Annotated in this window: 20 protein-coding genes; 9 read left to right on the top strand and 11 right to left on the bottom strand. The window is 64.0% G+C overall.

Annotation, left to right across the window (positions count from 1 at the left end; genetic code table 11):
- The first annotated feature begins 156 nt into the window (after positions 1-156).
- The 4 genes from DVB37_RS03095 (at position 157) to fusA (ending at position 4947) form a co-directional block, all read left to right on the top strand.
- A complete protein-coding gene (locus DVB37_RS03095; RefSeq protein ID WP_240434031.1) occupies positions 157-1572 on the top strand; it encodes a PLP-dependent aminotransferase family protein in 1416 nt (471 codons plus the stop codon).
- 29 nt (positions 1573-1601) lie between these two features.
- Positions 1602-1949: a TIGR01244 family sulfur transferase gene (locus DVB37_RS03100; protein ID WP_046806155.1), complete on the top strand. Its 348-nt coding sequence runs from the start codon at positions 1602-1604 to the stop codon at positions 1947-1949.
- Positions 1950-2049: 100 nt separating this feature from the next.
- The gene (locus DVB37_RS03105) at positions 2050-2514 is read left to right on the top strand and encodes a universal stress protein (protein WP_046806156.1); all 465 of its coding nucleotides are present in this window, start codon (positions 2050-2052) and stop codon (positions 2512-2514) included.
- A gap of 321 nt (positions 2515-2835) precedes the next feature.
- On the top strand, positions 2836-4947 hold the full coding sequence (gene fusA / locus DVB37_RS03110) for an elongation factor G (protein WP_046806157.1): 2112 nt from the start codon (positions 2836-2838) through the stop codon (positions 4945-4947).
- A gap of 93 nt (positions 4948-5040) precedes the next feature.
- Here fusA and DVB37_RS03115 read toward each other — a convergent pair whose 3' ends face one another.
- Positions 5041-5850 (bottom strand): alpha/beta fold hydrolase, encoded by an 810-nt coding sequence (locus tag DVB37_RS03115; RefSeq protein WP_046806158.1) that lies wholly within the window; start codon positions 5848-5850, stop codon positions 5041-5043.
- 186 nt (positions 5851-6036) lie between these two features.
- On the opposite strand from DVB37_RS03115, the gene DVB37_RS03120 reads away from it, so the two are divergent.
- Positions 6037-6534, top strand: coding sequence for a YbaK/EbsC family protein (locus DVB37_RS03120; protein ID WP_046806159.1), 498 nt, complete (start codon positions 6037-6039; stop codon positions 6532-6534).
- 26 nt (positions 6535-6560) lie between these two features.
- Here the strand turns inward: DVB37_RS03120 and DVB37_RS03125 are convergent, their stop codons facing one another.
- From DVB37_RS03125 to DVB37_RS03170, 10 genes are all read right to left on the bottom strand, one after another.
- Entirely contained in the window at positions 6561-7358 is a 798-nt protein-coding gene (locus DVB37_RS03125) for an ABC transporter ATP-binding protein (protein WP_120153804.1), read from the bottom strand.
- Positions 7355-8398, bottom strand: a complete 1044-nt coding sequence (locus DVB37_RS03130) for an iron ABC transporter permease (RefSeq protein ID WP_046806161.1) — start codon at positions 8396-8398, stop codon at positions 7355-7357. The genes DVB37_RS03125 and DVB37_RS03130 overlap by 4 nt, the downstream gene beginning before the upstream one ends.
- Complete coding sequence (gene ybgF, locus DVB37_RS03135) at positions 8398-9084, bottom strand: tol-pal system protein YbgF (RefSeq protein WP_046806162.1); 687 nt, start codon at positions 9082-9084, stop codon at positions 8398-8400. The genes DVB37_RS03130 and ybgF overlap by 1 nt, the downstream gene beginning before the upstream one ends.
- Before the next feature lie 87 nt (positions 9085-9171).
- Positions 9172-9672: a peptidoglycan-associated lipoprotein Pal gene (pal, locus tag DVB37_RS03140; protein WP_006217420.1), complete on the bottom strand. Its 501-nt coding sequence runs from the start codon at positions 9670-9672 to the stop codon at positions 9172-9174.
- A 31-nt stretch (positions 9673-9703) separates the two neighbouring features.
- Positions 9704-11023, bottom strand: a complete 1320-nt coding sequence (tolB, locus tag DVB37_RS03145; RefSeq protein ID WP_046806173.1) for a Tol-Pal system beta propeller repeat protein TolB — start codon at positions 11021-11023, stop codon at positions 9704-9706.
- 16 nt (positions 11024-11039) lie between these two features.
- Positions 11040-12173: a cell envelope integrity protein TolA gene (gene tolA / locus DVB37_RS03150; RefSeq protein ID WP_120153806.1), complete on the bottom strand. Its 1134-nt coding sequence runs from the start codon at positions 12171-12173 to the stop codon at positions 11040-11042.
- Positions 12174-12212: 39 nt separating this feature from the next.
- Positions 12213-12674, bottom strand: coding sequence for an ExbD/TolR family protein (locus DVB37_RS03155; RefSeq protein ID WP_039882755.1), 462 nt, complete (start codon positions 12672-12674; stop codon positions 12213-12215).
- On the bottom strand, positions 12674-13354 hold the full coding sequence (tolQ, locus tag DVB37_RS03160) for a protein TolQ (protein WP_046807611.1): 681 nt from the start codon (positions 13352-13354) through the stop codon (positions 12674-12676). Before tolQ ends, DVB37_RS03155 begins: the two co-directional genes overlap by 1 nt.
- A 2-nt stretch (positions 13355-13356) precedes the next feature.
- Positions 13357-13779, bottom strand: coding sequence for a tol-pal system-associated acyl-CoA thioesterase (gene ybgC, locus DVB37_RS03165; protein ID WP_104145132.1), 423 nt, complete (start codon positions 13777-13779; stop codon positions 13357-13359).
- A gap of 59 nt (positions 13780-13838) precedes the next feature.
- On the bottom strand, positions 13839-15569 hold the full coding sequence (locus tag DVB37_RS03170; protein ID WP_046807612.1) for a proline--tRNA ligase: 1731 nt from the start codon (positions 15567-15569) through the stop codon (positions 13839-13841).
- Positions 15570-15634: 65 nt separating this feature from the next.
- On the opposite strand from DVB37_RS03170, the gene DVB37_RS03175 reads away from it, so the two are divergent.
- The 4 genes from DVB37_RS03175 (at position 15635) to DVB37_RS03190 (ending at position 19134) form a co-directional block, all read left to right on the top strand.
- A complete protein-coding gene (locus DVB37_RS03175; RefSeq protein WP_006217428.1) occupies positions 15635-16207 on the top strand; it encodes an RNA pyrophosphohydrolase in 573 nt (190 codons plus the stop codon).
- On the top strand, positions 16188-16874 hold the full coding sequence (locus tag DVB37_RS03180; RefSeq protein WP_046807613.1) for a response regulator: 687 nt from the start codon (positions 16188-16190) through the stop codon (positions 16872-16874). The genes DVB37_RS03175 and DVB37_RS03180 overlap by 20 nt, the downstream gene beginning before the upstream one ends.
- A gap of 30 nt (positions 16875-16904) precedes the next feature.
- A complete protein-coding gene (locus DVB37_RS03185; RefSeq protein WP_046807630.1) occupies positions 16905-18407 on the top strand; it encodes a sensor histidine kinase in 1503 nt (500 codons plus the stop codon).
- 298 nt (positions 18408-18705) lie between these two features.
- The gene (locus DVB37_RS03190; RefSeq protein WP_104145207.1) at positions 18706-19134 is read left to right on the top strand and encodes a tripartite tricarboxylate transporter TctB family protein; all 429 of its coding nucleotides are present in this window, start codon (positions 18706-18708) and stop codon (positions 19132-19134) included.
- The last annotated feature ends 5 nt before the right edge of the window (positions 19135-19139 follow it).

Consider the following 19139-nt stretch of genomic DNA (forward strand, 5'->3'; position numbering starts at 1 on the left):
CGTGGTTGCGGGCCGTTCGTATTGCTGTCACTCTACGCATAGTTATCGGTACAGTACCGGTACACTTTTGCATATCACTTTAATCACTGGCCTGGTCCAAATCCCATGACAGTTGCTCCGCCTCCCCCTCCTGCCTCTTCCCTGCCCTGGATGCCAGTGCGTCAGGCCGACGCCTCGTTGGTCACGCAACTGGCCGATGGCCTGGCCCGCCGTATCGATGAACAGGGCTTGCGCCCGGGCACGCGCTTGCCTTCCATCCGCAAAATGGCCGAGCAGTCGGGCGTCAGCCGCTTCACCGTGGTGGAAGCCTATGACCGCTTGGTGGCACGCGGGCTGGTGCAGTCGCGACGCGGCGCGGGCTTCTTTGTGCGCGCACGCAGCGGCCCGCTGGCGGCGGTGGCCGCAGCGCCGGCCACGTCGCTGGCGCCGCCCGCGCGTATCGACATCGCCTGGTTATTGCGCAGCATGTTCCGCGAAACCAGTTCGCTGGGCATGCCGGGCGGGGCCGGTTTGCTGCCGGCTGACTGGCTGGACCCTGACATGGTGGCCGGCGCGGTGCGCGCGGTAGGTCGATCGGTGCGCGCGAATCTGGTCAGCTACGGGCACCCGCAAGGGTTCGCCCCGCTGCGCCAGCAGATCGCGGCGTCGCTGCAGAATGACGGCGTGCCCGCGCACCCCGAGCTGAATTTGCTGACCACGAACGGCGTCACGCACGGCCTGGACCTGATCGCCCGGCACTTCGTCAAACCGGGCGACACCGTATTGGTGGAAGACCCCGCGTGGTTCGTCATCTTTGGGCGCCTGGCGGCGTTTGGCGCGCGCCTGATCGGCGTGCCACGCGGGCCGGACGGCCCCGACATCGCGCAGCTGGAACAGCTTGCCGCCGAGCACAAGCCCAAGCTGTTCATCATCAACAGCGCCGTGCACAACCCCACCGGCCACACGCTGTCGGCCGGCGTGGCCTACGACATCCTGCGCATCGCCGAACGGCACGATTTCGTCATCGTCGAAGACGACACCTACGGTGAGCTGCATCCCGGCGGCGCGATGAAGCTGGCGGTGCTGGACCGGCTGAACCGCGTCATCCTGGTCAGCGGCTATTCCAAGATGCTGGCGGCCAGCCTGCGCGTCGGCTATGTGGCCGCCAACCCCGACATCCTGCAAAAGCTGGCCGACCTGAAAATGCTGGCCGGCCTGACGTCGCCGGAACTGGGTGAACGCGTGATCCACCGGGTGCTGATGGAAGGGCAATACCGCCGCCACATCGAGCGCGTGCGCGCCCGCGTGGACGAGGCTCGCCAGCGCTGCCTGAAAACGCTCTTGAAACTGGGCCTGACGGTGCCGCACGAACCGAACGCAGGCATGTTCGTCTGGGCCGATTGCGGCCGCGATAGCGAGGTGCTGGCGCGTGAAGCGGCTGACCAGGGGATGCTGCTGGCGCCGGGCACGCTGTTTTCCCCGTCCCAGGCGCCGTCCAAGATGCTGCGCTTTTCGGTGTCCATCGCGGACGACCGCCGGATCTGGACCCAATTGGAAAAACTGTTCGCTCAAAACGGCTCCTACAATCAATAATAGGCAGCTATCTATCTGAAGGAACCGCCATGTCCGCACCCATCAAACCCCTGACCGACAATTTTGCCGTTGCGCCGCAGCTCGGCCCTGACGACATGGCCGATGTCGCAGCCGCTGGCTACAAAAGCGTCATCATCAACCGCCCCGATTTCGAAGGCGGCCCCGATCAGCCCACGGCCGCCGACGTCTCCAAGGCCGCCGAAGCGGCCGGCCTGAAGATCGAATATCAGCCCGTGGTCGGCAGCGCCATGACGGTGTCCGACGTGGTCCGATTCGCCGAATTGCTCAAGACGCTGCCCGGTCCCGTGCTGGCCTACTGCCGCACCGGTACGCGCTGCACCAACTTGTACGCCGCCGCGCAGCAGCTGGGCAGCTGAACCCAATCTTGACGTGCATCAATGTCGCCGGGTTCCGTTGATGTGAACCAGGCGCCTTTTCCAGTAGCATAAAGATTCCTCTCAAACAGGAGCAGGCAAGATGTTCAAGAAGATCCTGATTCCCACCGACGGTTCGCCGCTGTCGGCCCAAGCCGCCAACGCGGGCATTTCGTTCGCCCGTTCGGTTGGCGCCGAAGTCGTCGCGCTGTACGTGACCCAGCCGTTCGCTGCCACCATCGGTTTCGACGGCATGGCCGCTGCGTACGCCATTACCGACGAAGACTACGAGAAGGCATCGGCCGAGCAAGCCGACAAGTACCTCAAGCAGATCACCGACCGCGCCGACACCGCCGGCGTCAAGTCCGAGGCGCGCGCCGTCTCCAACTTCAACGTTGCCGACGGCATCGTGCAAGCGGCGACCGACGCCGGTTGCGACCTGATCTTCATTGGCAGCCACGGCCGTAGCGGCCTGTCGCGCCTGCTGCTGGGCAGTGTCACGGCCAAGGTGCTGTCGCTGGCCACCACCGCCGTGCTGGTGTACCGCGTCAAGGAAGAAAAGAAGTAAGCGCGTTGCGGATAGCGCGCGCTTGTTTCTCGCCGCCGCGTCCTGCGCGGCGCGCCGAAGCCCCTCTACTACCCGAGGGGCTTTTTTTGTGCACGCAGGCAACGAAGGCGGGGCCGCGATGAGCGGGTGTCCCCGGACGAATCGTGAATCCTTATCGCGCGTAGTGGCAAAGCTTGAAAGTTGACGCGCCGCGCGTAATATTTACGCATCAGCGCGGGCGCGGTTACGCATTACCCCTACGAAACGCGGCATGGCGCCCGCCGCGGCAGCGCCCGGTCGGGCTTGCCGTACTGCCCAGTGGTTCCCTGCAAGGAAGAGGCCATGACCCGCAAGACGCGTATCGAGCTTTACCGCAATATCGGCATCAGCGCCCATATCGATGCGGGCAAAACGACGACCACCGAGCGCATCCTCTTCTATACCGGCATCACGCACAAAATCGGCGAAGTCCATGACGGCGCCGCCGTGATGGACTGGATGGAACAAGAGCAGGAACGCGGCATCACCATCACATCGGCTGCCACCACCGCCTTCTGGAAGGGCATGGCCGGCAATTATCCCGAACACCGCATCAACATCATCGACACGCCGGGCCACGTGGACTTCACCATCGAGGTGGAACGGTCCATGCGCGTGCTGGACGGCGCCGTCATGGTTTATGACGCAGTGGGCGGCGTGCAGCCGCAGTCGGAAACGGTCTGGCGTCAGGCCAACAAGTACAAGGTGCCGCGCCTGGCCTTCGTGAACAAGATGGATCGCGTGGGCGCGGATTTCCTGCGCGTGCAACGCCAGATCGCCGAACGCTTGAAAGGCGATGCGGTGCCGATCCAGCTGCCCGTGGGCGCCGAAGACCACTTCGAAGGCGTGATCGACCTGGTCAAGATGAAGGCCATCATCTGGGACGACGCCAGCCAGGGCGTGAAGTTCCAGTACGAAGACATCCCGCAGGCCATGCAGGCCGAGGCGCAGAAGTGGCACGACAAGATGGTCGAGAAGGCGGCCGAGGCCAATGAGACGCTGCTTGAAAAATACCTGTCCGGCGAGACCCTGACCGAAGAGGAAATCAAGCAGGGCCTGCGCGCGCGCACCATCGCCAACGAAATCGTGCCCATGCTCTGTGGCAGCGCCTTCAAGAACAAGGGCGTGCAGGCCATGCTGGACGCCGTGATCGACTACATGCCGTCGCCGGTGGATGTGCCCGCCATCAAGGGGCACGACGAGCGCGACCGTGAAATTGAACGCCATCCGGCTGATAACGAGCCGTTCTCGGCGCTGGCCTTCAAGATCATGACGGACCCGTTCGTCGGCCAACTGGTGTTCTTCCGCGTGTATTCGGGCGTGGTGAAGTCGGGCGACTCGGTCTACAACCCCATCAAGGGCAAGAAAGAACGCCTGGGCCGCATCTTGCAGATGCACGCCAACGAGCGGCGCGAAATCACCGAGGTGTACGCCGGCGACATCGCGGCGGCGGTGGGCATCAAGGACGTGACCACGGGCGACACGCTTAGCGATCCGGCCCACATCATCGTGCTGGAACGCATGGTCTTTCCCGAACCTGTGATTTCGCAGGCGGTGGAACCCAAGACCAAGGCCGACCAGGAAAAGATGGGCATCGCCCTGAACCGGCTGGCGCAGGAAGACCCGTCGTTTCGCGTGCGCACCGACGAAGAATCTGGCCAGACCATCATTTCGGGCATGGGCGAACTGCACCTGGAAATTCTGGTTGATCGCATGAAACGCGAGTTCAACGTGGAAGCCACCGTGGGCAAGCCGCAGGTGGCTTACCGCGAAACCATCCGCAAGGCCTGCAACGAAGTCGAAGGCAAGTTCGTCAAGCAGTCGGGCGGGCGCGGCCAGTACGGCCACGTGGTGTTGAAGCTTGAACCGCAGGAACCCGGCAAGGGCTACGAGTTTGTCGACGCCATCAAGGGCGGCGTGGTGCCGCGCGAATTCATCCCGGCAGTCGACAAGGGCATCCGCGAATCGCTCAATGCCGGCGTGCTGGCGGGCTACCCCGTCGTGGACGTCAAGGCAACGCTGTTCTTCGGGTCGTACCACGACGTGGACTCGAACGAGAACGCGTTCAAGATGGCGGGCTCGATGGCGTTCAAGGAAGGCATGCGCCGTGCGGACCCGGTGCTGCTGGAACCCATGATGCAGGTCGAGGTGGAGACGCCCGAGGACTTCACCGGCAACGTGATGGGCGATCTGTCCTCGCGGCGCGGCATGGTGCAGGGCATGGAAGACATCGCGGGCGGGGGCGGCAAGGTGGTGCGCGCCGAGGTCCCGCTGGCCGAGATGTTTGGGTATTCCACGTCATTGCGTTCGCTGACGCAGGGGCGAGCCACCTACACGATGGAGTTCAAGCACTACGCCGAAGCACCGCGCCAGGTAGCGCAGGAGATCATCGCGGCCCAGGGCGCCGGCCGCTGACGCGGACGGGGCGACGCGCGCAGGGGCGTGGCGCGCGCCCGGGGCGTTGGTTTTGCGCCGGCCAAACCAGGCCGGCGCGAACGGCTGCCGCTTTCAGCCGCCGATGAATTCCTGAATGGCGTTGTTGAACACGCGCGGGTTGCCCAGGTTCATGCCATGGGACGAGCCCACCACCGTTACGCGGTGCGCGTGCGGCAGCCATTCGGACAAGGCGTCCAGGACAGCCGGATAGGGGGCGGGGCTTAACGCCCCACCGATCAGCAGCGTGGGCATCTTCAGGGTGCCGATCTGCTGTGGCGTCAGCGCTTCCGGCCTTTCGTCGGCCTGGCCAAACAGCGTGCCGACGTTGTCGCGCACCATCTCCTTGAACCACGGCACCATGCGCTGCCACGTGTTCGGCCCCGTCACGGTGTCCACGAACAGGGCCAGCCCTTCTTCGACGTCGCCTTGGCGGATCAGCGCCAAGGCGCGTTGCCGAAAGCCGCCGCGCGCATCGTCGCCGCCGGGCAGGGGCAAGCCGGGGTCGGCCAGCGTCAGGCTGCGCACCGCGTCGGGCATGGCCAATGCCGCTTCCAGCGCGACGCGGCCGCCGCGCGAATGGCCCACCAGATGGGCGGGGCCGCCCGCCACGGTGTCGATAAATTCCAGCACGTCGGCGGCGTGTTGCTCAATCGAAAAGCCGTCGCCTTCACCGTCCCAGCTTTCCGGCCAATAGCGGCGCAGACATACCGCCAGCACGCGAAACGAGTTGCCCAGCGGTGCCATTTGCGACTTCCAGTAGCGGCAGTCGGACAGCGACCCGTGCACCAGCACCAGCGGCACGCCGCTGCCGTACTCGGTGTAGGACATGGCGTAGCCGCCGATCAAGGCGGTTTGCAGCGGAAGAACGGGTTCGGAACGCATGAGGGGCATAAACGGAAAAGCCAGGTCCGCATTCTAGCGTGGGCCGTGGCAAGGTCCCGCGCCAACGTCCGGCTACGCGCTGGAACGCCCGTGCACGCCCCGGGGGCGCCGCTGATAAACTCGTCATCGGCATTGAACAAGGCAGCGTCCGCAGCGCTGCCGCCCGTCTTTCATGGAGTCCGCACGATGTCCCCCGAATCGCTTGCCGCGTTGCCCGAATCCGCCCAGCGTGTTGCCCGCTTGTTATTGGAAATCGGCCATGACAAGCCGGTGGTGGTCCTGCCGCAATCCGGCAGGACGTCGGCCGAGGCGGCGCAGGGCCTGGGTTGCGAGGTGGCGCAGATTGCCAAGTCCATCATTTTCCGACGCGCGTCCGACAACGCGCCGGTGCTGGTCATCGCCAGCGGCGCTAATCGCGTGGACGAAGCGAAGGTGGCCGAACAGGTCGGCGCGTTGGCCAAGGCCGATGCCAAGTTCGTTCGCGACATGACGGGCTACGCCATTGGCGGCGTGTGCCCCATCGGGCATGCCGTCAAGCCGGTCATGCTGCTGGACGCGGATTTATTCAATTACGACAGCCTCTGGGCCGCCGCCGGCCACCCGCACGCCGTCTTCAACCTGACGCCCAAGCAGCTCGCCGACATGACGGGCGCGCCGGTGGTCGATGTGGCCCAACGCGCCTGAGCGCGCCTGAACGCGTCCACGGCGGGCTAACGGGGGCGTTCGTTAAGCCCGTCGATCAGCACCTGGCGTAGCCCGCGCGAACACGCTTCGACACGGCCTTGCACGCCATACACCGCCGCCAGGGATTCGGGCGTGATCACGTCGGCAGGCGCGCCTTGCGCGTGCAGTCGTCCGTGCTGGATCATCACCGCGCGATCTGCGTGCTGCAAAGCCACGTTCAGGTCGTGCAGCACGATAACGCTGATCAGCCCGTGATCCTGGGTTTCTTGTTTGAGCAGCCGCATCACGTGAAACTGGTAATTCAGGTCCAGCGCGGACAGGGGCTCGTCCAGCAGCAGAACGCGCGGCTGGCGGATCAGCGCTTGCGCCAATCCCACCAGTTGCTTCTGCCCACCCGACAGCGCGTCCAGGTAATGCAGCGCAAGGTGGGCTATGCCCAGCCGCGCCAGCAGGCGGTCGATATCCGACAATTGCAGCGGCGGCGCCAGGGCATCGCGGCTGGCCCTGGCCGCCACCAGCACCGATTCAAACACCCGCAGGTGCACGGCGGCCGGCAGGCTTTGCGGCAGATACACCATGTGACGGGCGCGTTCGCCCACGCCCAGGCGGGTCATGTCCTGGCCATCCAGCATGACGCTGCCGCCGCGAGTGCGAACCAAGCCGGCCAGCGCTTTAAGCAGGGTGGACTTGCCGCTGCCGTTCGGCCCGAGCAGGGCGGTGACTTCGCCCGCCACCAGCGACGGGATGGACAGCCCATGCAGGACGTCCTCGCGGCCATAGCCCGCGTTCAGATCGTGTAAGTCCAGGGCAGCGTGCCGCGTCATGGCAGTTGTCGGCGCAACACGACCGCCACGAAAAAAGGAATGCCGACCAGCGCCGTCACAATGCCAACCGGCACGACGACGCCTGGCATCAGGTTTTTGGAAACGACGGAAGCCAGCGACAGAATCAGCCCGCCCACCAGCGCGCTGCCGGGCAGGTAAAAGCGGTGATCTTCGCCGAACAGCCGGCGTGCGATGTGCGGCGCGACCAGGCCGATGAAACCAATGGTGCCCACGAATGCCACCGCCAGCGCAGACAGCAGGCTGACACGCGCCAGCGCGGCAACCCGGACGCGGCGTACGTCCACGCCAAAGCTGGCCGCGCGATCTTCACCTAGCCGCAGCGCCGTCAGTTTCCACGACTGGCGCATTGCCAGGGGCATGGCCACGGCGATGGCCAGGGCCAGCACGCCGGCCGTTGTCCAGTTGGAGCGGGACAGGCTGCCCATGGTCCAGAAGACCAGGCTTTGCAGGGCCTCGGCGCTGGCCAGGAATTGCACCAGCGACACCAGGGCGTTGAACGAGAACACCATGGCGATGCCGAACAGCACCACCCCCGAGGTGTTCATGCCGCTCCAGCGCGCCACGACGTCCAGCAACAAAGCCGCAAACATCGCAAACAGAAAAGCGTTGCCGGCGATCAGCCAGGCGTCCGGAATGCCGGGCACGCCAAGCTGCAACACGATGGCCAGCGACGCGCCGAACGCCGCGGCAGACGAGACGCCCAGCGTGAAAGGGCTGGCCAGCGGGTTGTTCAAGATGGTCTGCATTTCGGCCCCGGCCAAACCCAGCGCCATGCCGACCAGCGCGGCCATCAGCGCGGAGGGCAGGCGTATGTCCCAGACAATGACGCGTACCGTCGCATCCGCCGACGCGGGCGTGGTCAGGGTCAGCCATAGCTCGCGCCATGGCAGGCCCGACGGGCCGATGGTGAAGTCAATCAGCAGCGCAATGAAAATCGCCGCCAGCAGCAGGGCGATAAGCCCCGCGCGGCGGCGCACGATGCGCCGATAGGCGCTGACCGCGCTTGCGGCGTTTGGCATTACTGCAGCAGTTGGAGGCGGCTCTTGGCCGTGCTGGCGGCTTGGGCGTTGGGGTAGTCGCGCACGATGCGTTGCAAGGTGGCCTTGGCGCCCGCGCGGTTGTTCAGTTCGATCTGACCGCCCGCGATGATGAGCAAGGCGTCAGGGGCGCGCGCGTTGTCGGGCGACTTCTGGACCATGGCGGTCAACTGTTCGATGGCGCCCTTGAAGTCTTTCATGCCGTAGCGGCTGCTTCCCAGGTAGAACTGCGCGCTGGGGGCCAGTTGGCTGTTCGGGTACAGGGCCGTGAAAGCGGCCAGCGATTCGGCGGCTTCTTTGTATTGGCCCTTGCGGAACAGGTCCATGGCGCCGTCATAGGCGGCTTGTTCCTGCGGATCGCCGGCGGCGGTGCCCGGCGGGTTGGTGCCGCTGGGGGCGCCCGGCTTGGCGCTGGGCTGCTGGCGCGACACCAATTCGAGCTGGTCGCGCAGTTGGGCGACCTCTTGCTGCAGGGATTGAATCTGATCAGCCAGTTGCAGCTTGGCCCGTTGGCTTTGCTCGTTCTGCTGCTGCACCTGCTGGCGCAAATCCAGGATGGCCTTGCGGGCCTCATCGTCGGAAAAAGCGTGGGCGGGCGCCGCCAATGCCGCAAGCACAAGGCCGGAGGCCACAATCAGAGGACGCAGGGACAGAACTTTATCGCGCATGAATATTCCCGGGTATAAAAACAAACGTCGGGACGGCCGGCTGACCGTCCCGACGCGTGGTAGGGCTCTTTGACTTAAGCGAAAAGCTTAACGCAGATAGTTGATATCGGCGCGGCGGTTTTCAGCAAAGTCGGCTTCCGACGTACCCGTCGACTTCGGCTTTTCTTTGCCGAAGCTGATGGTTTCGATCTGGTTGTCGCTGACGCCCAGCAGGGTCATCATGCGACGCACGGCGTCTGCACGACGCTGGCCCAGGGCCAGGTTGTACTCAGCACCGCCGCGTTCGTCGGTGTTGCCTTCGATCTTGACCTTCTGCTGCTGGTGCGAAGCCAGGTAGCGGGCGTGGGTTTCGACCAATCCGCGGTACTGGTCCGACACGGTGTAGCTGTCGAAATCAAAGTACACCGAGCGCTGTTGCGCCAGGATGCTTTGGGGGTTAAAGGGATCAAGGATTTGGCCAGAGGCCGAAGATCCTTGGCCAGCGCCTCCGCCCTGACCCGCTTTATCGTCGAGAGGGACGGAGCTGCAAGCTGCCAGAGTGGCAGCCAGAGCGGCAATGGTCAGGCTTTTGGCAATGCGCGACTTCATGATAGTTCCTTTGCAAAGAGAGTCACACGTGTTATCGGGTAAATGGGCCCCAAGTCGGTTCACGTATTTCCCCGTTCAGTACCGAAAGCGTCTGCCGTACGCGGCCATCGCTCGAAACACCCGCAAGTACGCTACGTCCATTTTGGATGGCGGCGTAAAGGACTTGCATGCCATTCGGCGCGAAACTTGGCGACTGATCGTCACGACCATCAGTGATCAAGGATTCGGAGCCTGAGGACAGGTTCAACGACGCGATTCGAAACGCGCCGTCGCGTCTTGCAACGTACAGCAGCGTCGATCCATCGGGGGAAATTCGGGGTGATATGTTGTAACCACCATTAAACGTGAGGCGGCGAGCTTCGCCACCTGTCGAGCCGGTCTGATAGATTTGCGGCCCGCCGCTGCGGTCACTCGTAAAGATAATGGAAGCACCGTCTGGCGTAAAGGTCGGTTCAGTGTCAATCCCGGGAGAACGCGTAACTCGCGTGGGATTGGCGCCATCCGACGCTCCAACGATGTAAATTTGCGACAAACCATCGCGCGTCAGGGCCACGGCCAGCTTGGAGCCGTCGGGCGACCAAGCGGGTGCGCTGTTGTTGCCCTTGAAGTTCGCAACCGGTACGCGGGCGCTGGTAGCCAGCGTGTGCACGTAAACAACGGGCTTGCCGGACTCGAAGCTCACGTAGGCCAGCTTGGATCCGTCGGGCGACCACGAGGGCGAAATGATGGGCTCGCGCGAGCGCAGCGCAACTTGCGGGTTTTGCCCGTCGGCGTCGGCCACTTGCAGTTCGTAGGTGGCACCCTTCTTCAGCACGTAGGCGATGCGGGTCGAGAACACGCCGCGAACGCCGGTGATCTTTTCGTAGATGCGGTCAGCGATCTGGTGAGCGACGCGGCGCAGTTCCTGCTCCGTGCCCGAAAATGCCACGCCATCCAGCTGACCTTTCTTGACCGTATCGGCCAGGCGGTAGCGGACGTCGTAGCGGCCATCGGCGCCACGGGTGATGCTGCCGTACGCCAGGAAGTCGGCGCCTTTGCCGCGCCAGTCGTCATGAGCGATGGGGGAATCAACATTCAAGCCGGAGCCCGCGGCGTTGATCAGGCGGAACTGGCCCGTGCGGGTCAGGTCGGCGCGGATCACTTCGGCCAGGGCGCGGCCGTGGGTGTCGTCAACGGCAAAGTCGGCGATCGCTACCGGATATTGCGTGGCGCCGGTGCCGGAAATATCGACACGCAGTTGCGCATGGGCGGGCTTGGCGGCCATCAGGCACAGCGCAAGCATCAGCAAACCGAGCCCATACGATCGCCAGAGAGCGAGGAGGGAACCTCGTCGGCTATAAGCGGGAGTCATATTCATCAATCTCCTGTCAATCATACATTTTGTGCACTACGTCAATGAACTTGTCGTAGCCGCCCGTGGAGGGCTTGGGGAAGGGGTTGCAGCGGCGGATACCGGTTTCGACCGCGCGGTCGAATGCCGCGTTGCCCGAAGAATCGGTCAGGGTCACGCCGTTAACCTTCCCGTCAGTGCCTAACTGTACCCGGTATTGTGCGGTCGGATTGGCCGAGCCGTTGCGCGGCGGGGGCTGGTAAGCCACGCCGGGAAGGATGCAGGCGCGGACCTTGGCGGCGTAGCCGTTGTCGCGTCCGCCGCCCGCCTGGTTGCGGTCTGCCGTGCCGCCGGGAATGCCGGCAGCGCCCAGCGCGTCGTTGCGGAATGCATCCTTGAGCGCCTTGTCGGCAGCTGCCTTCTTGGCGGCGGCGGCTTTCTCGGCAGCGGCCTTTTCGGCAGCGGCTTTGTCAGCGGCCGCCTTTTCGGCAGCAGCCTTGTCGGCAGCAGCCTTTTCAGCGGCAGCCTTCTTGGCGGTGTCTTCCTTGGCCTTTTTCTCGGCGGCAGCCTTGTCGGCAGCGGCCTTTTCAGCAGCTTTCTCGGCAGCAGCCTTGTCTGCCGCGGCCTTTTCAGCGGCCGCCTTCTCGGCAGCGGCCTTCTCAGCCGCCTGGCGTTCTTGCTCCAGGCGCTTCTTTTCTTTCAGTTCTGCCTGCTTGCGCTCTTCTTCAAGGCGCGCCTTTTCCTTGGCCTCAGCGGCCTGCTTTGCCTTTTCTTCCTGCTCGCGCTTTTTCTTGGCTTCCTGGATGGCGATCTCGGGATCGACTTCCTCGGTCTTGGGCTGAGCCGCGGGCTCGGGCTTCGGAGGAGGGGGAGGCGGGGGAGGGGGCGGCGGCTCGGGCGCCTTTTCGGGCTCGGGCTTGGGCTCGGGTTTAGGCTGCGGCTTGGGCTGTTCGGGTTGCGGCGTGGGCGGCGGGGCGACGGGCGAATTGCCGTCGGCCCAGAGCTGGACTTCGACGGGGCCGGGGGCCTCCGTGCGCCAGTTCACGCCAAAAATCAGGGCGACGAGCAGCAGCAAGTGCACCGCCACGGCCAGAATGAGCGCATTCCGGTTGTCGTTGTTGGGCGGGGTGGCCGGTGGGCCGCTGCGGTGTCGAATAATGGGTGGCGTCATGGGCGTTGCATGCCGGCAAAGCCGGCGGAAGGCGGCGCGTTAGCGTTTTTTCGCGGATGCGGGCTGGGACGTGCCTGCGGCGGACTGGTCCACCAGCAAGCCCAGGCGGGTGATGCCGTTGGTGCGTAGCTCGTCCATCACCTTGACGACCGTCTCATAGGGCACCTTGCCGTCGGCGGCGATCACCACCGGCGTTTCCGCGGTAATACGCGAACGCACCTGCGCCACGAGCTCGGGGCGGGCGATGTCTTGCATCGTCGCGCCGGGCTCGCGCATGCGCAGCGCGATCTTGCCGTCTTCAGAGATCTGCACTTCCAGCGGCTTGACCGGCACATCCGAGGCCGCGCCAACCGAAGGCAGCTGGATCAGCCCGGGCGTGATCAGCGGAGCGGTCACCATGAAGATGACCAGCAGCACCAGCATCACGTCGATGTACGGCACCACGTTGATGTCGGCCTTCATGCGGCGGCCGGACCTGCCGCGTGAGCTTACCGAGGGCATTAGCGCACCTGCCGTTGCAGAATGTTCAGGAATTCGTCGACGAAGCTATCGAAACGGATCGAGATGCGGTCGATGTCGTTTGTGAAGCGGTTGTAGGCGACCACGGCGGGAATGGCGGCAAACAGGCCGATGGCGGTAGCGATCAGCGCTTCGGCGATGCCGGGAGCCACCGAAGCCAGCGTGGCTTGCTGCATGTTCGACAGGCCGATGAAGGCGTGCATGATGCCCCAGACCGTGCCCAACAGGCCGATGTAAGGCGACACCGAACCGGCTGAGGCCAGGAAGTTCAGGTGCGATTCCAGCGCGTCCATTTCGCGCTGGTAGGCGGCGCGCATGGCGCGGCGCGGGCCGTCCAGCAATGCGGTGGCGTCGCCGGCCGAATTGCCGCGGCGCGCTTTCAGGAATTCGGTCATGCCGGCATCGAAGATGCGGGCCAGGGCGCCTTGTTCGTCGCGGCGCGACGCCACGGCCTGTTGCAGCATGGACAAGTCGCCGCCCGACCAGAAGTCGTCTTCAAAACGGCGGGTTTGGGTATGGGCCCGCTTGATGGCAAGGCGCTTGGCGAAAATGTACGTCCAGGACATGATCGAAATGCCCAACAGCATCAACATGATCAGCTGGACCGGCACGCTGGCGTGCGAAATCAGCGAAAGCAACGACATGTCGTTGGTGACTTGCATGGTTATTCCTGAATGAATTCCAGTTTTGCGCGAACGGCGGCTGGCAACTCTGCCGGCCGCATGTGAATGGCGTCGACACAGCAGACTTGGATGTTGCCTTCGGCAAGCAGTTCCCCGTCGCGTTCCGCGCGCTGCGCGAAGTGTATCGAAGCGCGGCCGAGTTTGGTGATTCGGCTGCGTATGGTAAGCAAATCGTCCAGTTTGGCCGGTTTCCGGTAGGACATGTCCAAGGAGCGGACAACGAATAAGCGTTGTTCGTTAACGGCCAGCCCGGACTGGTTGACTCCCAGGGCGCGCAGCCACTCCGTGCGGGCGCGCTCCAGGAATTTCAAGTAGTTGGCGTAGAAAACCACCCCGCCCGCATCCGTGTCTTCGTAATAGACACGGACTTGCAGCAGGGATTCGTTGGACTTCGGATCGGTCACGGTGCGGGTAGGCAATGAAGCGGGTCGGGACGCGGTAAAGTCCGTATCTACTATAGGGTTTAAAGGGTGTCGAGTTTTGTCAGCACCGCTTCAAGCGCGGACTCTACCGGAATCTTGGCAGCTTCGGTTTCCCGACGCGCTTGCAATTCCACCACACCATCGTTCAAGCCGCGTTCTCCAACTGTTACACGCAGCGGTGCGCCGATCAATTCCCACTCGGCGAACATGACGCCGGGGCGGGCATCGCGGTCATCAAGAATGACGTCCACGCCGCGCGCCAGCAGGGATTCATAGAGCTTCTGCGCGGTGTCACGCACCGTTTCACTTTTGCCCCAGCCCACCGGGCAGATAACCACTTCAAAAGGCGCGATCGCGCGGGGCCAGATGATGCCGCGCGCGTCATGGTTTTGCTCGATGGCAGCACCCACGATGCGGGTCACGCCGATGCCGTAGCAGCCCATTTCCAGCACCGCCGGCTTGCCGGTCTCGTCCAGGAAGGTGGCCTTCAAGGCTTCGGAGTACTTCTTGCCCAGATAGAAGACATGGCCCACTTCGATGCCGCGCTGGATGGACAGCGTGCCCTTGCCGTCCGGCGACGGGTCGCCCGCGACGACGTTGCGCAGGTCGGCCACCAGTTCGGGCTCGGGCAGGTCGCGACCCCAGTTCACGCCCTGGATGTGGAAATCTTCTTTATTGGCGCCGCAGACGAAATCCGCCATGTTGGCGACCGTGCGGTCGGCGATCACGTGCACCGGCTTGGCCGTCTTGACGGGGCCAAGGTAGCCCGGCTTGCAGCCGAAGTACTCGACGATTTCGCTTTCCGTGGCAAAGCGGAAGCCCGCCAGGCCGGGTAGCTTGCCCGCCTTGATTTCGTTCAGTTCGTGGTCGCCGCGCAAGAGCAGCAGCCAGATGTCGACGCGGCCCTTGTCGCCGTCGGTGGCAAGCACGATCGATTTGATCGTCTTGTCCAGCGGCAGCCCCAACAGCTTGGCCACGTCTTCGCACTTGGCCGCGCCCGGCGTTGCCACGTCGGCCATGGCTTGCGTGGCCGCACCCCGGGTGGGATACAGCGACACGGCTTCGGCCAGTTCGATGTTGGCGGCGTAGTCGGTTTCGGCGTTGTAGACCAGCAGGTCTTCACCGGTGTCGGCAATGACCTGGAATTCGTGGCTGCGCGTGCCGCCGATGGAGCCGGTATCGGCAGCCACGGCGCGGAATTGCAGGCCCAGGCGGCCGAAGATACGCATGTACGCGGCGTACATGGTGTCGTAGCTCTTGAGCGCGCCGGCTTCGTCGCGATCAAACGAATAGGCGTCCTTCATCGTGAATTCGCGGCCACGCATCAGCCCGAAGCGCGGACGGCGTTCGTCGCGGAACTTGGTCTGGATGTGATAGAAATTCAGCGGCAGCTGGCGATAGCTGTGAATTTCATTGCGCGCGATGTCGGTGATGACTTCCTCGGACGTAGGCTGCAGCACGAAATCGCGCTGGTGCCGATCCTTGATGCGCAGCAGCTCGGCGCCGTATTGCTCCCAGCGGCCCGATTCCTGCCAGAGTTCGGCGGGTTGCACCACCGGCATCAGCAGCTCGATGGCGCCCGACGCGTTCATTTCTTCCCGGACGATCGCCTCGACCTTGCGGATGATCTTCAGCCCGAGGGGCATGTAAGTGTAGATGCCGCCCGCGAGCTTGCGGATCATCCCGGCCCGGGTCATCAGCTGGTGGCTGGCGACTTCGGCTTCGGAAGGGGCTTCTTTGAGGGTGTTGATGTGGTAGTTGGATGCGCGCATGTTTAAAGGTGGCAGCAGATACGTATAATCGACTGTAATTGTATTGAATTCGGTGGGGGTGGCCCATGCTTGACCGCGAAGGCTACCGCCCCAATGTCGGCATCATTCTCGTCAACAGTCGAAACGAGGTCTTTTGGGGCAAGCGTATCAGGGAACATGCATGGCAGTTCCCCCAGGGCGGCATCAAATATGGCGAAAGCCCGGTGCAGGCCATGTATCGCGAACTCCATGAAGAGGTGGGCTTGAAGCCCGAGCATGTCCGTATTTTGGGGCGTACACGCGATTGGTTACGTTATAACGTGCCCGATCACTTCGTCCGGCGTGAGTGGCGTGGCCACTATAAAGGACAAAAACAGATTTGGTTCTTGTTGCGCCTGGTGGGACGTGACAGCGATGTGTGCTTGCGCGCGACGCAGCATCCGGAATTCGATGCCTGGCGCTGGAGCCAGTATTGGGTACCCCTGGATGCTGTCATCGAGTTCAAGCGCGACGTCTATACCCAGGCGTTGAACGAGTTGTCGGCGATCCTCTTTCGGCGTCATCACGAAACCCGCTATCTGCGCCAACGCGTGCACGGACAGCGGGCAGCAGAGAATTTGCCCGAAGGAACGGACGGTCATGCGCATATTGTTGGTTGAAGACGAACGGGACATGGCGTCCTGGTTGATGCGCGCGCTGGCCCAAAGCGGGTTTGTGCCGGACCACGCGGCAGATGCCCGCACCGCCGAAGCCTTCATGGCGGGCACGGAATATGACGCCATCGTCATGGACCTGCGCCTGCCCGACAAGCACGGTCTGGTCGTCCTGCGCGAAATGCGCAACCGCGACGACCGCACGCCGGTCTTGCTGCTTACCGCCCAAGGTGCGCTGCAAGACCGGGTGCGCGGGCTGAATCTTGGCGCGGACGATTTCCTGACCAAGCCCTTCGCCCTGGAAGAACTGGAAGCGCGGCTGACCGCCCTGGTGCGTCGCAGCCGCGGCCGCCAACATCCCCGCCTGCAATGCGGCTCGCTGTCCTACGACAGTGAAAGCCGCGCGTTCACATTGGACGGCTCCCTGCTGTTCCTGACCCCGCGCGAACATGCCGCCCTGGCGGCATTGCTGACCCGCAGTGGCTACCCCGTGGACAAATCCCAGCTATTCGGCAAGGTCTTCACGCACGATAGCGAAGCCAATCCGGACGCCATCGAGGTCGTGCTGCACCGGCTGCGCAAGAAACTGGCCGGCAGCGACGTCCGTATCGTCACCGTGCGCGGCTTGGGCTACATGCTGGAAAGCGTGGCCAGCGAGTCCACGGAAACCTAAGTGAGCCTGCGGATCCCCGGGTTGCCGCGTGTGGGCATCCGCGCGCTGCTTATCATCTTGCTGCTGCCCGGCGTGGTGGTGCTGTTGGTCATCGACAGCCTGAACGACTACCGCACGTTGTCCGAGATCACCAACGAAGCCTATGACAGCGCGCTGGTCGAGCCTGCGCGCGTGCTTGAAAGCAGCCTGGAATTCACCCCCGACGGCAATCTGCAAGTGGCCACGCCGCTGTACGCGCAAGTCATGCTGGAATCCCGGGCGGGCCTGCGCAAGTATTTCCGCATCGAACAGATGGACCCGCCGGTGCCCGATGGCTCGCCCGTGCCCACCGAGCAGGGCAAGACCCTGTTGGGCATGCCGGAAATGCCGCGGCCTCCAAGCTGGCCCCGCTCTAACGGGCAACCTATTTTCTACGACGGCGTCTACCGTAACGATCCGGTCCGGGTCGTGGCGGTGGTGCGTGACCTGTACTACCAGGGCCTGCATCGGCAAGTGATGGTGGTGGTGGCCGAAAGCACGGGCAAACGGATCGAAGCCGAGAACAACGCGCGTCGCCAGGAAATCTTGCGCGACGCCCGCATGCTGGCGCTGGTGGTGGTGCTGGTGTGGTGGGGCGTGTCATGGGCGCTCAAGCCCCTGCGGCGCCTGCGTGCCGACATCCGCAACCGGCGGCCCGATGACCTGACCCCGCTGGACGCCTCTCGTGTACCCAGCGAAGTGGCGCCGCTGGTCGACGCCGTCAATCACCACATCGCCCGATACCGCCGTGTGCTGGACGAACAATCGCATTTTCTGGCCGATGCCTCGCATCAGCTGCGCACGCCGTTGGCCATCATGTTGACCCAGGCGCAATACGCGCTTCGTGAACGCGACCCCGCCCGCACGCGCGAAGGGCTGCGCGCCATCGTTGACCAGCTGGGCCGCACCCGACGCTTGACCGAGCAGCTGCTGTCGCTGGCGCATGCCAACCAGGCGGAACCCCTGCCGCGCCAACTGCTTGACATGAACGCCGTGTCGCGCGAAGTGGTGCTGCAATACCTGCCCTTGGCGCACGAAAAGCAGCAGGACCTGGGCTGGGTGCAGGCGGGTTCCGAAGAAGGGCAGGAGACGTCCGCCCCGGTGTCGGGCAACGAAGCCGAGCTGCATGAAGCGCTGTCCAACCTGGTGCACAACGCCATCAACTACGCGCCCGCGGGCGCTCGCATCACGGTGTCGGTCAGCCGCCTGGAAAGCCGCGCCGAGGTCTCGGTGTCGGACAACGGCCCGGGCCTGGACCCGGTGCTGCGCAGCCGCGCCTTTGCGCGATTTGAGCGGGTCGGCACGGACAAGCCGGTGGCGTCATCGGGGTCCGGGCTGGGTCTGGCGATTGCGCGGGCCTATGCCCGCCGCAACGATGGCGACATCGAACTGCGGGACGGCGAGCGCAACGCTCAGGGCGGCGTCGGGCTGGCATCGGTGTTGTGGCTACCGTTGGCGCCGACGGTTTCGCAGTACCCGCGTCCGCTTGATATGGACTTGAAAGGCGAGCAATAAGCCCTACCGCCTGCCGCCTGCCTGCCCCACCCGCTGGCTACCGCCTTTCAAATTTTTTTCTTGTTTCCCCCTTTCCCGCGTTGCCGCTCCTCAGGGATAACCCCCGAATTCAGGAAGGCGACAGCGCACAGAAAGCGAATTAGCAGCTTCCCTCCGTAATCTGCGCTCCGGTTCGTTGTAAAGGGCCGGGCGAGGCTCGTGTCGAGCGGCGCATCAAGGGCCGGCACGGTCCTGCACCGGAAGGAGGAAGCAAGTGCAAAAAAATATCAACAGAAAGGACTACTACGGCGGCGCGCTGATGGTCCTGATCGGGTTGGGGGCGATATACGGCGGCACCGACTATCACATCGGTTCGCTGAGCCACATGGGACCCGGGTTTTTCCCCGCCGCATTGGGTGGCCTGCTGGCGTTGACCGGTGTGCTGATCGCGATATCCGCGCGCTCGGGCGATGCCACGCCGCCCGCGCCGGGCGACGGCCACGCACATGGTTTGCCGGACATGCGCGGCAGCGCCTGCATCCTGCTCGGGATCCTGGCGTTCCTGCTGCTGGGCCACTACGGCGGCCTGCTGCCCGCCACCTTCGCCATCGTGTTCATCTCGGCGTTGGGTGATCGCAAGAACACCATCAAGCAAGCAATTCTGTTGTCGATCGCCATGTCCGCGATCGCGGTCGTCGTTTTCTGGTGGGCGCTGCAATTGCAGCTGCCGCTGTTTCGTTGGGGTTGAAGCGC

Source organism: Achromobacter sp. B7 (assembly GCF_003600685.1).
In the GTDB taxonomy this organism is placed as follows: Bacteria; Pseudomonadota; Gammaproteobacteria; order Burkholderiales; family Burkholderiaceae_B; genus Achromobacter; species Achromobacter spanius_B.

Coding starts and splice junctions, on each gene's coding strand:
- DVB37_RS03100 (WP_046806155.1), top strand. CDS start 1,602: ATGTCCGCACCCATCAAACCCCTGACCGACAATTTTGCCGTTGCGCCG.
- DVB37_RS03105 (WP_046806156.1), top strand. CDS start 2,050: ATGTTCAAGAAGATCCTGATTCCCACCGACGGTTCGCCGCTGTCGGCC.
- fusA (WP_046806157.1), top strand. CDS start 2,836: ATGACCCGCAAGACGCGTATCGAGCTTTACCGCAATATCGGCATCAGC.
- DVB37_RS03115 (WP_046806158.1), bottom strand. CDS start 5,850: ATGCGTTCCGAACCCGTTCTTCCGCTGCAAACCGCCTTGATCGGCGGC.
- DVB37_RS03120 (WP_046806159.1), top strand. CDS start 6,037: ATGTCCCCCGAATCGCTTGCCGCGTTGCCCGAATCCGCCCAGCGTGTT.
- DVB37_RS03125 (WP_120153804.1), bottom strand. CDS start 7,358: ATGACGCGGCACGCTGCCCTGGACTTACACGATCTGAACGCGGGCTAT.
- DVB37_RS03130 (WP_046806161.1), bottom strand. CDS start 8,398: ATGCCAAACGCCGCAAGCGCGGTCAGCGCCTATCGGCGCATCGTGCGC.
- ybgF (WP_046806162.1), bottom strand. CDS start 9,084: ATGCGCGATAAAGTTCTGTCCCTGCGTCCTCTGATTGTGGCCTCCGGC.
- pal (WP_006217420.1), bottom strand. CDS start 9,672: ATGAAGTCGCGCATTGCCAAAAGCCTGACCATTGCCGCTCTGGCTGCC.
- tolB (WP_046806173.1), bottom strand. CDS start 11,023: ATGACTCCCGCTTATAGCCGACGAGGTTCCCTCCTCGCTCTCTGGCGA.
- tolA (WP_120153806.1), bottom strand. CDS start 12,173: ATGACGCCACCCATTATTCGACACCGCAGCGGCCCACCGGCCACCCCG.
- DVB37_RS03155 (WP_039882755.1), bottom strand. CDS start 12,674: ATGCCCTCGGTAAGCTCACGCGGCAGGTCCGGCCGCCGCATGAAGGCC.
- tolQ (WP_046807611.1), bottom strand. CDS start 13,354: ATGCAAGTCACCAACGACATGTCGTTGCTTTCGCTGATTTCGCACGCC.
- DVB37_RS03170 (WP_046807612.1), bottom strand. CDS start 15,569: ATGCGCGCATCCAACTACCACATCAACACCCTCAAAGAAGCCCCTTCC.
- DVB37_RS03175 (WP_006217428.1), top strand. CDS start 15,635: ATGCTTGACCGCGAAGGCTACCGCCCCAATGTCGGCATCATTCTCGTC.
- DVB37_RS03180 (WP_046807613.1), top strand. CDS start 16,188: ATGCGCATATTGTTGGTTGAAGACGAACGGGACATGGCGTCCTGGTTG.
- DVB37_RS03190 (WP_104145207.1), top strand. CDS start 18,706: ATGGTCCTGATCGGGTTGGGGGCGATATACGGCGGCACCGACTATCAC.